Source organism: Bradyrhizobium sp. 76 (genome assembly GCF_023073025.1).
GTDB lineage: Bacteria > Pseudomonadota > Alphaproteobacteria > Rhizobiales > Xanthobacteraceae > Bradyrhizobium.
Genome location: NZ_JADPIS010000090.1, coordinates 211,076 through 224,174, shown reverse-complemented (window position 1 = coordinate 224,174; position 13,099 = coordinate 211,076). Strand labels below are relative to the sequence as shown.

The window sequence follows — 13,099 nt, the reverse complement described above, 5'->3', positions numbered from 1 at the left end:
ACCGAGGACAAGTTGGAGACCTACACAACGGCTGCAGAATTTCTACAGGACTGATCTATTGAGCATTTCCATAGCAAGCGTGCTGCAGTGCACGCTGGCCCAGTTCTTGCGAAGCAAGACTTACGCAGGTCGATCGATACGTTCGCATTTTGAAACACGACAAAGGACACATTGATGTTCAAGAAATTCCTCGTGACCACGGCGCTTTCGATTCCACTGGCATTTAACGGAGCTGCGTCAGCGCAAACGGCTGCCAAGAAGCCCAACATCGTCGTGATCATGGCCGACGACGTCGGCATCTGGAACGTCAGCGCCTACCACCGAGGCATGATGGGCGGCAGCACGCCCAACATCGATCGCATCGCCAAGGAAGGCGCGCTGTTCACCGACTATTACGCGCAGCAATCCTGCACAGCAGGACGAGCCGCGTTCATCCTGGGACAGACGCCATTTCGGACCGGTCTTTTGAAAGTTGGCATGCCGGCTGCCAAGCAGGGTCTTCAGGACAAGGATCCGACCATTGCTGAACTTCTTAAGCCTTACGGTTACGCCACCGCTCAGATTGGCAAGAACCATCTCGGCGATCGCAATGAGTACCTGCCTACCGTGCACGGCTTCGACGAATTCTACGGAATTCTCTACCATCTCAATGCAATGGAGGAGCCGTATGACCCTCAATATCCGAAGAGCCCACAATTCCTCGCCAGCTTCGGTCCGCGTGATGTCATTGATACCAAGGCGAGCACGGTCGACGACGCCACCACCGATCCGCGCTGGGGCAAGGTCGGCAAGCAGACCATCGTCGATGGCGGTCCGCTGCCGCCCCATCCGAACATGGATCCCAAGGCCAAGTTCAACATGGAAGACGTCGACGACGAACTGGTTCGCCGGTCCGTCGACTTCATCGACCGTTCCGCCAAGGCCAACAAGCCGTTCTTCCTTTGGCACAACACCACACGCACCCATGTGTGGACTCATCTTGGGCCAAAGTGGAAGGACAAGACGGGCTATGGGATCTATGCCGACGCCATAGCGGAACTCGACGCGGCGGTCGGCTCGATCATGAAGAAGATCGACGACGCGGGCATTGCCGACAACACCATCGTGGTGTTCACCAGCGACAACGGGTCGGAGACGTTCTCCTGGCCGGATGGCGGCAACACCCCGTTCCGCGGCGAGAAGGGCACCACGTATGAAGGCGGCTTCCGCGTGCCGATGGTCGCGAAATGGCCGGGCACCATCAAGCCCGGCGGTATCGTCAACGACATCATCGCCGGCGAGGACTTCCTGCCGACACTTCTGGCCGCCGCCGGCGAGCCGGATATCAAGGGGAAGCTGTTGAATGGCCTGACGGTCGGCGACAAGACCTTCAAGACCCATCTCGACGGTTACAATTTCATGCCGTTCTTCAAGGGTGAAGTCGCCGAGGGACCGCGCAAGGAATTCTTCTACTTCACCGACAACGGCGACCTCACCGCCGTCCGCTATGCCGACTGGAAGCTCAGCTTCAAGACCATAAAGGGCAACCTGTTCACGGGCACGGAGGAATCAACCAACGTTCCTCTCGTGACCAACCTGCGGCAGGACCCGTGGGAAAAGTACCCGGATCAGTCGATGTTGTACGGCCGTTGGTGGGGTGAGAAGCTCTGGACGATGGTTCCAGCCGTCACCCTCGTGGGAAGATTCCTGCAAACGTTCAAGGAGTACCCGCCAAGCCAGGTGGGCGGATCGCTGAGCATCGAGCGAGCCCTTCAAGCGGTCGAGCGCGGCGCGACCGGTGGCGGCAAGTAGGCCGATATCTCCGGGGTGGCCACAGAGCGCGGCCATCCCCCGCGATCGAGATGCGCTCTGAATACCCATCCGCTTTGACCGCCAACCAGGGAATGGACATGACGCGATACCTTCAAGGATCGACGCGCCTCGGGTTGCTGATCTTTACGCTATGCAGATTGATCGCTGCATCTGCCGAAGCCCATGCCCAGCCGGCGAACTGGACGCAAATTGGTATGCTCTCATGCAAACTCAATCCCAGCATTGGCTTCATCATCTTCGGCCATCAGTCGATGGAGTGTCGGTTTAGCCAGAACGATCGCTTTCCGCCGCAAGCCTATGAAGGCGCGCTCAACACCGTCGGCATCGATATTGGCATCAGCGCTGGCGGCGTGCTCGGCTGGGGCGTGTTCGCACCAACGGCCGGTCCGCCAATGGGAGCACTCGCCGGAGAATATATCGGCGCCACCGGCGAAATCGGTGTCGGCCTCGGCGCCGGCGTCAATGTCCTGATCGGGGGGTCCGGGCGCTCCTTCGCGTTGCAGCCGGTTTCGGTAGACGGCTCGGTAGCGATCAACGTCACTCTCGGGCTGTCCGGGCTCCAACTGCGCTCCGTGTATTGAGACCAGGCGTCTCCGATCCGATGGCGCCTGCCTATCGCTATCCGCACAGCTCACAAAGGAAATTGCAACGATGAACACCATGACACCGAGCCGCATCATCGGAATGCTTGCCCTCGCCGCAGCGCTGTCTACGCCGGGCGCAGCACTCGCTGAGACTGCATCCATGAAGACGATCGGCACGCCCTCTGCAGCGGCCAAACCCGAAATCGTGCCCTCGCTGTTCGTGCTCAATTCACGTAGTGCGACAATGCAGGGAGATACGCTGACAATGATCGGCGTGATGCCGCATTCCATTATTTTCGCCGATCGCCCGGTGCGATCGGCAGGCCACCAGCTCACCGCGGATATCGTCGCGGACTGGGGCACGGGCGACGACAGCTTTACCAAAAACCCGCCGAACGCCACAATCTCCGTGTTCAGCAAGGATGGCTCCGTGAAGGACGCCGTGGTTGTGCTGAAATCTCCCAAACTCGAAGGCGACAAGCTGTCGTTCAATGTTCAGGTCCTTGAAGGCGACCTTGCTGGCGGCGATGGCGGAGCCGCCCTCTTCATCGACATTATCGGCCGGCCGATGACGCCGATGTCCTTTGCCGGCGTTGGACGGCGCACGGCGTTCCGTGGAGCCATGTATGCGGGCGCCGCCGTCGGCGTCGCCGCTGTGGGAGCGGCAGCCTACGGTGCACCCTATGCTTACGCCCCTGCGCCCTATTATGCCCGGCCAGCTTGCGGCTACTATCCTTATCCGCCTTGTTACTGACGAGCACGATCGGCAAGGCCAATATCGCCTGAATAATCCAACGGATCGGCATCAGCCGGCCCGTCGCGATAACCATTGGTGCCATAGTGACGGCGCTGATGTTTTCCGAGGAGCCCAGTCTTGAGCACGGTCCCGTTCGAGAACGATCTCGCAGACTCCAAGCCGGTCGGTTATCCCGGCATGGTCTCAATTCCGGGCGGCACCTTTCGCATGGGATCCGACAAACACTATCCGGAAGAAGCCCCGGTTCATCGCGTCGCAGTCGATCCATTCCTGATCGACCGCACCCCGGTCACCAATCGGCAGTTCAAGGAATTCGTGAAGACGACCGGCCACGTCACGTTCGCGCAGATACCTCCCGATCCCAGGCATTACCCCGGCGCGCTGCCGCATATGCTGTACGCGGGCTCGCTGGTCTTCACTCCTCCGTCGCGGCCGGTCGATCTTCGCAACTGGGGCGAATGGTGGACCTTCCTGAAGGGCGCCGATTGGCGGCATCCCACGGGACCCAACAGCAGCATCAATAATCTCGATAACCATCCTGTGGTCCACGTCTCATTTGCGGATGCGCTGGCCTACGCAAGATGGGCCGGCAAGGACTTGCCCACCGAGGCCGAATGGGAATTTGCCGCGCGCGGCGGCCTCGATGGCGCCGAATATGCCTGGGGCGATCAATTTACGCCCGGTGGCAAGCATCTGGCCAATACCTGGCAAGGCGAGTTTCCGCGGCAGAACCTGAACGAGGACGGCTACGAGCGGACCTCGCCGGTCACGGCGTTCGCGCCAAACGGCTATGGCGTCCATGACATGATTGGCAACGTCTGGGAATGGACCTCCGACTGGTACGCCCAGCAGCACGACGCCGACGCGCCGAAAGCGTGCTGTATCCCGGAAAACCCGCGGGGCGGGGCGGAAGCCGCAAGCTACGATCCATGTCAGCCCGGCATCAAAATTCCCCGCAAGGTCATCAAGGGCGGCTCGCATCTGTGCGCGCCGAATTACTGCCGCCGCTATCGTCCCGCCGCGCGCCATGCCGAGGCGATCGACACATCCACCAGCCATGTCGGTTTTAGGTGCGTCGTCCGAAACTGGGAATGAAGGAGATCGGCCCATGGTGACATCGCGTAAGACACTCTTCGGGATTGGTCGCCGTGCGATCTGGTCCGCCTTTGTGGCGCTGCCTGTACTTCTCGCCCTCCCCGCGATGGCACAAACCGGTTCAGCCGATCCGTTGCCGTCATGGAACGATACTGCGACCAAGAAGGCCATCGTCACCTTCGTTGAACGCGTTGCCAAAGCCGGTTCACCGGACCTGGTGCCGCCGGCCGAGAGGATCGCGACCTTCGACAATGACGGTACGCTGTGGGCCGAGCAGCCGATCTACTTCCAGCTCGCTTTCGCGCTCGACCGCATTAAGGCGCTTGCCCCGATGCATCCCGAGTGGAAGGACAAGGAGCCGTTTTCCTTCCTGCTCAAGGGCGATCTCAAAGGCGCTCTCGCCGGCGGCGAAGCCGCCATTTTCGAGATCGTCACGGTGACCCACTCCGGCATGACGACCGTGGAATTCGATCAGATCGTCCAGGAATGGATGTCCACTGCCAGGCATCCCGTCACCAAACGCCTTTACACCGAGATGGTTTATCAGCCGATGCTGGAACTGCTGGCCTATCTCCGCGCCAATGAGTTCAAGACGTTCATCGTCTCCGGGGGTGGCATCGATTTCATGCGAGTGTTCGCCGAGCGGGTCTACGGGGTGCCGCCCGAACAGACTGTCGGCAGCAGCGGCAAGCTGAACTTCGAACTGCGTGACGGCAAGCCTGTGCTCATGAAAATGCCCGAGCTCAGTTTCAACGACGATAAGACCGGCAAGCCGGTCGGCATACAGATGCACATCGGTCGCCGCCCGATTGCGGCATTTGGTAATTCGGATGGCGACCTGCAAATGCTCGAATGGGCAAGAGGCGGCGGAGGTGTTCGCTTCGCCCTCCTCGTGCACCATACCGACGCCGAAAGGGAATGGGCTTACGACCGCACGTCGTCCATCGGCCGCCTCGACAAGGCGCTCGACACTGCCAACGCCATGGGCTGGACCGTCGTCGACATGAAGGCCGACTGGAAACAGATATTTCCGTTCGGGAGCAAGTGACTACCGATAAGCACTTCCCTTCGGCCCCCGACCGCTTGCAGAGCTCAACCGAAAGCCGGGACTTCTGATGATCACCGAAACGCCAAACGTCAACCAGCTATCTCAGGTCATTTCACAGGCGGCGGCCCCGGCCTTCCTGCTCGGAGCGCTGGCGGCTTTCATCTCGGTGCTGATTTCGCGATTGAACCGCATCATCGATCGAACGATCGTGCTGAACGGAATTCCGCCGGAGGATACTGTCAGGTCCCGGCTCAAGGCCGACCTGCCCCGTCTGATGTGGCGCGCGACTTTGGTGAATCGCGCGATCCTCTGGGCCGTCATCGGCAGCATCGCGGTGGCAGTGCTGGTAATAGTCGCTTTCGCAAGTGCGTTCTTCCAGATTCAGCACGAGGTCGGGGTTGCGGTCCTATTCATGATTTCCCTCGGCGCCTTCACCGTCTCGCTAATCGACTTTGCCCGGGAAGTCCGAATTGCGGTGAGCGAGCTCGACCACCACGCATGACGCACTGAAAGTCATTGTTACTGATGCAGCTCGAGCTTCTTGATCCGGGATTTCCAAAGTCGTTGGCTTGACGTCAAGAAGCGCCGCCGCGCCGGTCGCCCCACGGATGCGCCAGTTGCACTGCTTGAGCGCCTGTAAAATGATCGTGCGCTCCGCTTCGTCCAGCGACCCTGCCATCGCCGATACGGCGACAGGTCGCAAGACCGTATGAGCGAGCTTGATGGACAGCGTTGAGCCCTGGTTAAGAATCATCGCACGCTCGATGATATTGCGCAGCTCACGAATATTACCGGGCCAATGGTATGCCTGAAGAGCCGACATGGATTCATCTGCGATCTCGTCGACCGGCTTCCCCATCGAATTGCTGAATTCCTTCACGAACGTCCACGACAGCAACGGAATATCCTCGCGACGTTCGCGCAATGGCGGCACCTCAATAGGAAACACGTTGAGGCGATAGAATAGATCCTCCCGAAAGCGCCCATCCCTTACCGCCTGTTCAAGCCGGCGATTGGTGGCCGCAATGATGCGTGCATCGACCTTGATGGTCTTGCTACCACCGAGCCGTTCGAATTCGCCCTCTTGCAACACGCGCAGCAGTTTTGGCTGCAGCTCGAGCGGCAGTTCGCCGACCTCATCAAGGAAGATGGTCGAGCCATCGGCGATCTCGAACCGGCCCGGCTGCCGGGCCAACGCTCCGGTAAAGGCGCCCTTTTCCCGGCCGAACAGTTCGGACTCAATCAGGCTCGCCGGCAGCGCGGCGCAGTTCACCTTGACCATTGGGCGGGTATTCCGCGCACTGGCATCATGAATTGCCTGTGCCAGTACTTCCTTGCCGCTTCCTGTCTCTCCCTGCAGCAGAACTGTCGAGTTTGTCTGGGCGACTTGCGCCACCTCCTCGATCACGGCCCGAAAGCCTGGCGAGTGGCTTGTAAGACCCTGCGGGCGATTGATCTCTACAGCATGTCGAAGGTAGATATTTTCTCGCTCAAAACGGTCCTTCAGCAATTTGATTTCCGACAAGGCGGCCGTGAGTTTTTCCTGCTCCCGCTTTCGCGCGATGGCGTGCGCGAACACCTCGCCTACGAGCTTGATCCGGGCGATCAAATCATCCGGCCAGGAGCGGGTCTCTCTAAAGGAGGCGAAAGCAATCGCGCCGATCACCTGGCCGCCTATGCGGAACGGGATGGTCAAATGCGAATGCAGGCCCGTCTTCTGGAAGTAATCGGCCTCACCGAGCGCTTCCGGCGGGAGATCACTGGCATCCTGAACGATAAGACTCTGACCAGAACGAAGTCTAGCCGTGAACCATGCGAGTTGATCAGGGAGCGGACCATGCGGGGTCGCCTCTATTCCTTCCGCAGCCGTCGACGACAAGACAACGAGCGAGCCATTGTCCTGAAACTCGGCAAAAGTACTGCGATCAAACCCGAGAAATCCCTCAGTATCACCTGCACAAGCCGAATTTCCGACTCGACCTTTTCTGCGGGAACGTTTGCTAATCGCGCGGAGATATCCGCGAGCATTCGCTCAAAAGCAAATAACTCTTGAACCGACGGGGCGTCCGACGATTCGCGAGGTGCCGCTTGCCCGAACCGGTCAGGCGCCATGTACTTCTCAACCGAGCGCATGCGGTACTCCTCTCTGGCGTCGAGGTCGAAGACGTCAGGAACCTTCAGCTGGTCGAGTGTCGGGTAGCAACATTCATCATACGGTTGGCTCGGAAGCTGGCAATCGAAAGTGGAGGGGTGCGACGCTTTGGTTCAACTCGCAACCAAACCGTGTTTTGAGTTTCGCGACTGCGGTGAGTCAGCTTCGCTGTCCCATCTCGATCGCGTTTACTTGGTGGCTCCCAATACAACGGGCTCGAACCGGTATTGGTCTACCCAGGGTCAGTAGCTACTCGATTTGAACGCCCAGACCAGAGCCGCGCTCGGTCATCGCCTGACCGTCGCTCAGCCTGCGCTTGATCATTCCCATGACGGAGGTGACGTCTTCGAACGCGCGATCATGGGCGGTGTCGCCAGGGGAGGCTAATCCGGTCAAATTAAAGACTAAAATCTTGTCTCGCTCGAATTCGCTTCGATACGGCTCCTGTGTGGGATCGACATCGCCCAGCCGACCTACGCCACCCCAGATTTTCCCCGACAAGCTCAGCGCTTCGTCGTCCTGGGACACGAACAGTGCGATGCGCGGTCTCGCCGCGCCCATTCGCTGAATTTGCATCCGGAAAACATCGACATCGACGTCCGGAGCGACCAGCATTGCGTTCTTCAGCTTGTCGACTTTCTGTGAATTCGCGGTTTGGCCGCCGCGCATCGCCCTTCCCCGTAACGCTTCCAGCGCAACCCAATTCCCCATCGAATGGGCCAAGAGGTTCACTTCAGTCACTTCAGGAAAACTTGCGAGCATCGCAAGCAGGTCCTCAAGTGCATCGCGGGAGTAGTTGGCACTTTCCCTGTCGTAGGTATAGGCGCGCAACTTCAGCTCGCCTCGGGACGGCCAGGTGAACAGGACTGGGATCGCTGGCACCTTGGAGTCATGGACGATCTGTGCGAACCGATACACTGCATCATCAAATCGGTTGTTAAAGCCGTGCACGAAAACCAACACCTTGTGTCGCCCGGTCTGTCTGGCCGTTAAAGCGACCGAAGCCGCAAAGGACCTTTTGTCCAGATAGTCCGCGGATACAGTGACGAAATTGCGCGCGGGATCTCCTGGAGCCGTCGCAGGCCACTGAACCTGACCGATTTTCCGGACGCTGTCAGGCGGGATGGAAACGTTAATCGCTGCATAGGAAACATCTGCAGCACGCTCGCCACTAAACATCTCCCCCGGATCAGTCGTTGATCGCTGTCGGGTCGTCGCGACAAACATCGGGACGCGGGAAGTCCCCTCAGCAGTAGCCGATACTGGGATCAGTACGCCTTGCGCGGGGCGATTCGAGCAAGATCCGCAGACGAGCGCTATGGCGACCGCCATTATCGCGGTGAAGATATTTCCTGGTACGCTCACGCTGACTACTTTCAAGCCTGACGAACTGACCCTTTCGTCTGACTATGGCGGTCCGGGATCACCCCCGGCTGGAGGACAGCAGCTTTTTTGTGGACGCAGCGGAGCAAATGCTATGCCCTATTTATGGACGAGCCTCGAAGGCGCTGCGCTTGGACTCGGCGCCGCGTTCGAGATTGAGAACGTCAGCCAGGTATTCCAGCCCTCGGGCCGGTGTCGGGCTTCAAACTCGAAGTATGACTTCAGACCAAGATATCCCTGCTTGCCGGCAATCGGGAAGATGTAGCCAATCTGCGGACCGACCGCGAAGACCCGGGATTCGAATGCACCGACCCTGTCGCCGGCACCGCTGTCTGCGCTGACCTGGTCATAGGCATATCCGACGAGGCCCACAAAGAACTGCTTCGACAGGAATTGCGATGCGCCCCAATCCAGATGGAAATCGACACCGCTTTGATACTGCGTGGTCTGGTTCTTGAAATTGTACGTGAAACCCGCGACGGCCGAAAATTCATGTCCAGTTGCGGGATTGAAATAGGTGTAGCCGCCGCCGCCATCGATGGCGCCGTGCCCTAATCCGAGATTGGCCAGACTGGTCGAGCTGTAGTTGCCGACCGGAATATCTCCGGTGACATAGGTCATAAAATTGTGGACGCCGGCATTCCATTTTAGCGACGCCAACGGATAGAGATCGCCGAAACCGGTCACGGTATTGCTGATGTTCTCGTTCCGCACCAAACCGAACGGCGGTAGCGAAGCGGTCAGGGTTCCGTTGACGTTGGCGCTGGTACTTCCAATGATCGTTGCCATTTGCACGGCCAACTGGCCGCCAAGCACCGGCGTGGCAAACGTGTAGCTGGGAATGACGAGGGCGAGATCGGCGCTGGCATGAAGGTTCGCGTTCAGATTGACGTTCAAAGCGGGATTGAACCTGCCGACCTGGATTTCGCGCGATGCGGCAACGTCGGCGCCCGCGCTGACTGACGTATGGTAATACACCGTCGCAAGTGCCCATCCCGGAGTGCCCGGCGCTGCCGCAAGACTGCCATACTGGCCGGGGAGCCAAAAGCTGGTGCCACTTTCATCAGCTAACGAAGCAGACGAGGTTATCGCAAGAAGGCCCGCGATCAGCAACGTCACGACCGACGACGACCGCAACACCGATTTCTTTAGCGGGACGGAATGACGCAATGCACTTGTGTCGGCACAGTTCATGTTGCGATTCCCGAAACATCAATGACTGAACGCGCCGCCCTTTTTGATGCTGCTGTTGGGCGTGCGCAAGGAGGGTAGTCGCGCTGCGCCCCAGACAAAACGACAAATGAACCTGTTGGCTGATTCAATGTAGTTGAGTGGCTGCAAGGCAACGGTTACTCCGAAATTTCGGAGGCGCTCCGAGATCTCGTGGCGCACGATAACCGTCACATTTTAATTTCGTGGATCCAGTCGGGCCCCACAGACACGGCTCTGGCTGCCAGGGGAAGGCAGAACTCGAACGCTTTCAGCATCGCAAACAAATAGGGCGCGGCGCTGCTTTTTGGAGTCCTTCAGGCACAGAGCATGCAGTTCTCAGCGGATCGCCGCCCGATGTCCGGGTAACAGGCCGAATAGCGGATGGTCTCCGGGCGCCCCCTCCCGGCTCTTTATAGTGGCGGCCGGTGCTGCACGATCAGTTCAAATTCGAGCAACCGATTCGGAAGAGGCTTTTCTATTCACAAGCATGCTTTCTGCAAACATTTTCCCTCCCCCTCCCCTTTGGCCAGAAATCTTCGATGGTCTAATCGTGCAGCCCCATGCGCTTACTAACGCGTTATCCACGCTGGCGATGAGCCGTGAGTCGTTGCACGGCGAATTGCATTTCCGAAGAAAGCGGATTCCGAAATGCGGACCCATCTGATATACTGATCTGTGTTTACAGATAGACGCTCGATCACGTGTAATTCCGGGGAGGATGAATATTCTATGCGCGTAGCCGTTTCCTACATTCGCGTGTCAAAGCCGAAGCAAGGTCGCAGCGGCCTCGGCCTGGAAGCCCAGCAAGCCGCTATCAGATCCTTCTGCACACAACACGGCTACAGCATCGAGGCGGAGTACCGTGAGGTCGAGACGGGTAAAGGCTCTGATGCGCTGGAGCGCAGGCCCGAGCTCGCAGCCGCCATGAAGCTCGCTCGCAAGCTGGGCCGAGGTGGCAAGTCAGGCGCCGCCCCGATCATCATTGCCAAGCTAGACCGGTTAAGCCGTGACGTTCACTTCATAAGCGGATTGATGGTGCAGCGCATCCCCTTCATCGTCACCGAGCTCGGGCCTGATGTGGACCCGTTCATGCTGCACATCCACGCGGCGGTGGCTGAGAAAGAGCGCGAGCGCATCGCTCAGCGCACAAGGGAAGCCCTAGCAGCAGCCAAGGCGCGCGGTCAGAAGCTCGGCAATTCTGAAATCGGGAGAGCGCGCCAGGAGGAAGCTGACGTGAGCGCCGAGCAGTTTCGCTCGATCGTCGAGCCTCTTCAGAGTCTTCCCGCCAAGCGCATCTCTGCAATCCTGAATGTCCGGAAGATCCTCACAGCCCGGGGCGGTACCTGGCAGGCAACCCAAGTGATCAGATTACTGAATCGCCTTGAGCAGCGCGCTATTCCAGATCGCCTGACCTGACCTTCGCAGGCGGGATCAGGAGCATCGTGTCCGGGCTCAATCCGCCGCTCGCCGCGATGCGATAGAGTTCAGCATCGCTGAGCTCGTGGATCGGAACATCCTGCCGATCAACGACCTGCACAGCCCTGCCATCGAGCCGATCGATCAGCTCATGAATATAGGCGAGATTGCCCTGCTCCGCCTTGTCGAGCAACTGGTCCGCTACCCTACGAAGCGCCAAGGGCCGGTTGCGCAACGCAATCCGGAGCGCGTCGTTGAAGGGCTTTTCGCGGTTCAGACTTCCGAGCGGCCTTCCCATAGGATAACCCGATCATCTATCCTCTTCGGTATCTAGCTGATTCTAGACCGAAACCGGCGCCAAAACTACTGGTGTCTTGTATCAAGTCACTGCGGTCGCCGAACTCGGCGAGTATCGGAGTTGAACCGTCGCAGTACGAAGGGCTTTGATAGGCCCCACCTTCCGCAACGGATAAAGTGACTAACCCGGCGCTCGGGCTCGACTAGATCATGCCCTCCCCGGCATGACCAACCGTCGATGACCTACCTATGTTTGATCCCTGCATGATCCAGCTTGGCTTGGAGTCGTATTGTTTCGCATTCGGAAACAGCGTTGAAACGCCGCAGCGCGATCAGTCTTGCTCGCATTGCTTCGGCTTCCGCAACGGATAACGTAATTAACCGACTCTCGGGCTCGATTGCATCATCGCCGTCCCCATCATCGCACACCGTCGATGACACTTCCAAAGCGGCAATCATGACGGTCTCGAATCCGATCTCGCCTGGCATGGCCATCCAATAGCTTTGCCCGTAGCACGCGAAGAATCCGAGTTGCACAAGCAACCCGAATTCGCGACAAAGAAGACCGCTGTCGTCTCCATAGAGGTCGAGTGAAACCACGTGAAGATAGTGCTCGAGCTCGCCAAAGAGTTCGAGCGCTGCGGCAGCCAGGTCGGGAATCCCGTCTGCATAAAGCAGTTTCACCAGTCGCGCGCTGTCCGGACTATCGAGCACCTCAGACCAAAATCCCTGAGCTTCTGCCGCCTTGATTAGCCACTGCGCGACAAAACGGCAGTCAGGCTCATCCGACATTTGAAGCAAAATGTGTGCATTGCAGCTTGCCATGCTGTTCTCTCCTCTCGCGTGCCGCGCATGGGCACGATGTAATCGACGATAACGAATCCATTTTGCTTTACGCAGGTTCGGTTCGTCGGCGCATCAGCACCGAGTATTCGCTATGGTGGGTGCCATCCAGCGTAGGCAACGGCTCCGTCACACACAGTCGAGAAACCGTTCTTCGAAGTCATCAACCAATTCACCTGCGTTTATCCTCCGCCATAGTTCGTCGCTGGTTTTGCGAGGCAAGTCGTAGAAGCTCACCCATCCGCCGCTGTCAGGCGAGCGCGCAAAATATGAACGACCTGCACAATTCTCCTCTGGTGTGAGGTCTAGAGCGCGATACGGGTCGAGTACCTCGGCCCACCAGAAAGTAAACTCTACGTCGGCGGAGTTCGGGTCCAGCCTCCGTCCCGCCTCCTTGCGGCCCTCCAGCCACAAGCTAATTTCATCGCGCTCGGTTTTCTGTTCCTGATCGGTGCTCATTTCATCCTCCTTGGTTGCCCTGCATCCGGTGGGCGCGGCTT

General features: G+C 58.8%; 13 protein-coding genes. 7 read left to right on the top strand and 6 right to left on the bottom strand.

Annotated features, from left to right (window positions below; genetic code table 11):
* The first annotated feature begins 174 nt into the window (after positions 1 to 174).
* The 6 genes from IVB48_RS17655 (at position 175) to IVB48_RS17630 (ending at position 5,798) form a co-directional block, all read left to right on the top strand.
* Positions 175 to 1,791: an arylsulfatase gene (locus tag IVB48_RS17655; protein ID WP_247401245.1), complete on the top strand. Its 1,617-nt coding sequence runs from the start codon at positions 175 to 177 to the stop codon at positions 1,789 to 1,791.
* Positions 1,792 to 1,841: 50 nt separating this feature from the next.
* Positions 1,842 to 2,393: a DUF992 domain-containing protein gene (locus IVB48_RS17650; protein WP_247401244.1), complete on the top strand. Its 552-nt coding sequence runs from the start codon at positions 1,842 to 1,844 to the stop codon at positions 2,391 to 2,393.
* Between the two features lie 79 nt (positions 2,394 to 2,472).
* A complete protein-coding gene (locus tag IVB48_RS17645; protein WP_247403000.1) occupies positions 2,473 to 3,150 on the top strand; it encodes a hypothetical protein in 678 nt (225 codons plus the stop codon).
* Positions 3,151 to 3,330: 180 nt separating this feature from the next.
* The gene (locus IVB48_RS17640; RefSeq protein WP_247402997.1) at positions 3,331 to 4,248 is read left to right on the top strand and encodes a formylglycine-generating enzyme family protein; all 918 of its coding nucleotides are present in this window, start codon (positions 3,331 to 3,333) and stop codon (positions 4,246 to 4,248) included.
* A 106-nt stretch (positions 4,249 to 4,354) separates the two neighbouring features.
* The gene (locus IVB48_RS17635; protein WP_247402994.1) at positions 4,355 to 5,296 is read left to right on the top strand and encodes an HAD family hydrolase; all 942 of its coding nucleotides are present in this window, start codon (positions 4,355 to 4,357) and stop codon (positions 5,294 to 5,296) included.
* Between the two features lie 67 nt (positions 5,297 to 5,363).
* Positions 5,364 to 5,798, top strand: a complete 435-nt coding sequence (locus IVB48_RS17630) for a DUF2721 domain-containing protein (RefSeq protein ID WP_247401242.1) — start codon at positions 5,364 to 5,366, stop codon at positions 5,796 to 5,798.
* On the opposite strand, the gene IVB48_RS17625 is transcribed toward IVB48_RS17630, so the two are convergent.
* The 3 genes from IVB48_RS17625 to IVB48_RS17615 all read right to left on the bottom strand — a co-directional run bounded on the left by IVB48_RS17625 (position 5,739) and on the right by IVB48_RS17615 (position 10,025).
* A complete protein-coding gene (locus tag IVB48_RS17625; RefSeq protein WP_346659009.1) occupies positions 5,739 to 7,301 on the bottom strand; it encodes a sigma 54-interacting transcriptional regulator in 1,563 nt (520 codons plus the stop codon). The two genes, IVB48_RS17630 and IVB48_RS17625, sit on opposite strands and share 60 nt — an antisense overlap.
* 396 nt (positions 7,302 to 7,697) lie before the next feature.
* Entirely contained in the window at positions 7,698 to 8,675 is a 978-nt protein-coding gene (locus tag IVB48_RS17620) for an alpha/beta hydrolase (protein WP_247401236.1), read from the bottom strand.
* A 255-nt stretch (positions 8,676 to 8,930) separates the two neighbouring features.
* Positions 8,931 to 10,025 (bottom strand): transporter, encoded by a 1,095-nt coding sequence (locus IVB48_RS17615; RefSeq protein WP_247401234.1) that lies wholly within the window; start codon positions 10,023 to 10,025, stop codon positions 8,931 to 8,933.
* A 747-nt stretch (positions 10,026 to 10,772) separates the two neighbouring features.
* Between IVB48_RS17615 and IVB48_RS17610 the strand changes: the two genes are divergently transcribed.
* Positions 10,773 to 11,459, top strand: coding sequence for a recombinase family protein (locus tag IVB48_RS17610; protein WP_247401232.1), 687 nt, complete (start codon positions 10,773 to 10,775; stop codon positions 11,457 to 11,459).
* On the opposite strand, the gene IVB48_RS17605 is transcribed toward IVB48_RS17610, so the two are convergent.
* The 3 genes from IVB48_RS17605 to IVB48_RS17595 all read right to left on the bottom strand — a co-directional run bounded on the left by IVB48_RS17605 (position 11,437) and on the right by IVB48_RS17595 (position 13,058).
* Positions 11,437 to 11,757: a hypothetical protein gene (locus IVB48_RS17605; RefSeq protein ID WP_247401230.1), complete on the bottom strand. Its 321-nt coding sequence runs from the start codon at positions 11,755 to 11,757 to the stop codon at positions 11,437 to 11,439. The two genes, IVB48_RS17610 and IVB48_RS17605, sit on opposite strands and share 23 nt — an antisense overlap.
* 242 nt (positions 11,758 to 11,999) lie before the next feature.
* Complete coding sequence (locus tag IVB48_RS17600; RefSeq protein WP_247401228.1) at positions 12,000 to 12,581, bottom strand: hypothetical protein; 582 nt, start codon at positions 12,579 to 12,581, stop codon at positions 12,000 to 12,002.
* A 147-nt stretch (positions 12,582 to 12,728) separates the two neighbouring features.
* Positions 12,729 to 13,058 carry a hypothetical protein gene (locus IVB48_RS17595; protein ID WP_247401227.1) on the bottom strand — a complete coding sequence of 110 codons (330 nt, stop codon included), beginning with the start codon at positions 13,056 to 13,058 and terminating at the stop codon, positions 12,729 to 12,731.
* Positions 13,059 to 13,099: the final 41 nt, after the last annotated feature.

What these genes read in the sequence shown, in the direction of transcription:
- IVB48_RS17655 (WP_247401245.1), top strand. Translation starts at nt 175, where the DNA reads ATGTTCAAGAAATTCCTCGTGACCACGGCGCTTTCGATTCCACTGGCA.
- IVB48_RS17650 (WP_247401244.1), top strand. Translation starts at nt 1,842, where the DNA reads ATGCGCTCTGAATACCCATCCGCTTTGACCGCCAACCAGGGAATGGAC.
- IVB48_RS17645 (WP_247403000.1), top strand. Translation starts at nt 2,473, where the DNA reads ATGACACCGAGCCGCATCATCGGAATGCTTGCCCTCGCCGCAGCGCTG.
- IVB48_RS17640 (WP_247402997.1), top strand. Translation starts at nt 3,331, where the DNA reads ATGGTCTCAATTCCGGGCGGCACCTTTCGCATGGGATCCGACAAACAC.
- IVB48_RS17635 (WP_247402994.1), top strand. Translation starts at nt 4,355, where the DNA reads ATGGCACAAACCGGTTCAGCCGATCCGTTGCCGTCATGGAACGATACT.
- IVB48_RS17630 (WP_247401242.1), top strand. Translation starts at nt 5,364, where the DNA reads ATGATCACCGAAACGCCAAACGTCAACCAGCTATCTCAGGTCATTTCA.
- IVB48_RS17620 (WP_247401236.1), bottom strand. Translation starts at nt 8,675, where the DNA reads ATGTTTGTCGCGACGACCCGACAGCGATCAACGACTGATCCGGGGGAG.
- IVB48_RS17615 (WP_247401234.1), bottom strand. Translation starts at nt 10,025, where the DNA reads ATGAACTGTGCCGACACAAGTGCATTGCGTCATTCCGTCCCGCTAAAG.
- IVB48_RS17610 (WP_247401232.1), top strand. Translation starts at nt 10,773, where the DNA reads ATGCGCGTAGCCGTTTCCTACATTCGCGTGTCAAAGCCGAAGCAAGGT.
- IVB48_RS17605 (WP_247401230.1), bottom strand. Translation starts at nt 11,757, where the DNA reads ATGGGAAGGCCGCTCGGAAGTCTGAACCGCGAAAAGCCCTTCAACGAC.
- IVB48_RS17600 (WP_247401228.1), bottom strand. Translation starts at nt 12,581, where the DNA reads ATGGCAAGCTGCAATGCACACATTTTGCTTCAAATGTCGGATGAGCCT.
- IVB48_RS17595 (WP_247401227.1), bottom strand. Translation starts at nt 13,058, where the DNA reads ATGAGCACCGATCAGGAACAGAAAACCGAGCGCGATGAAATTAGCTTG.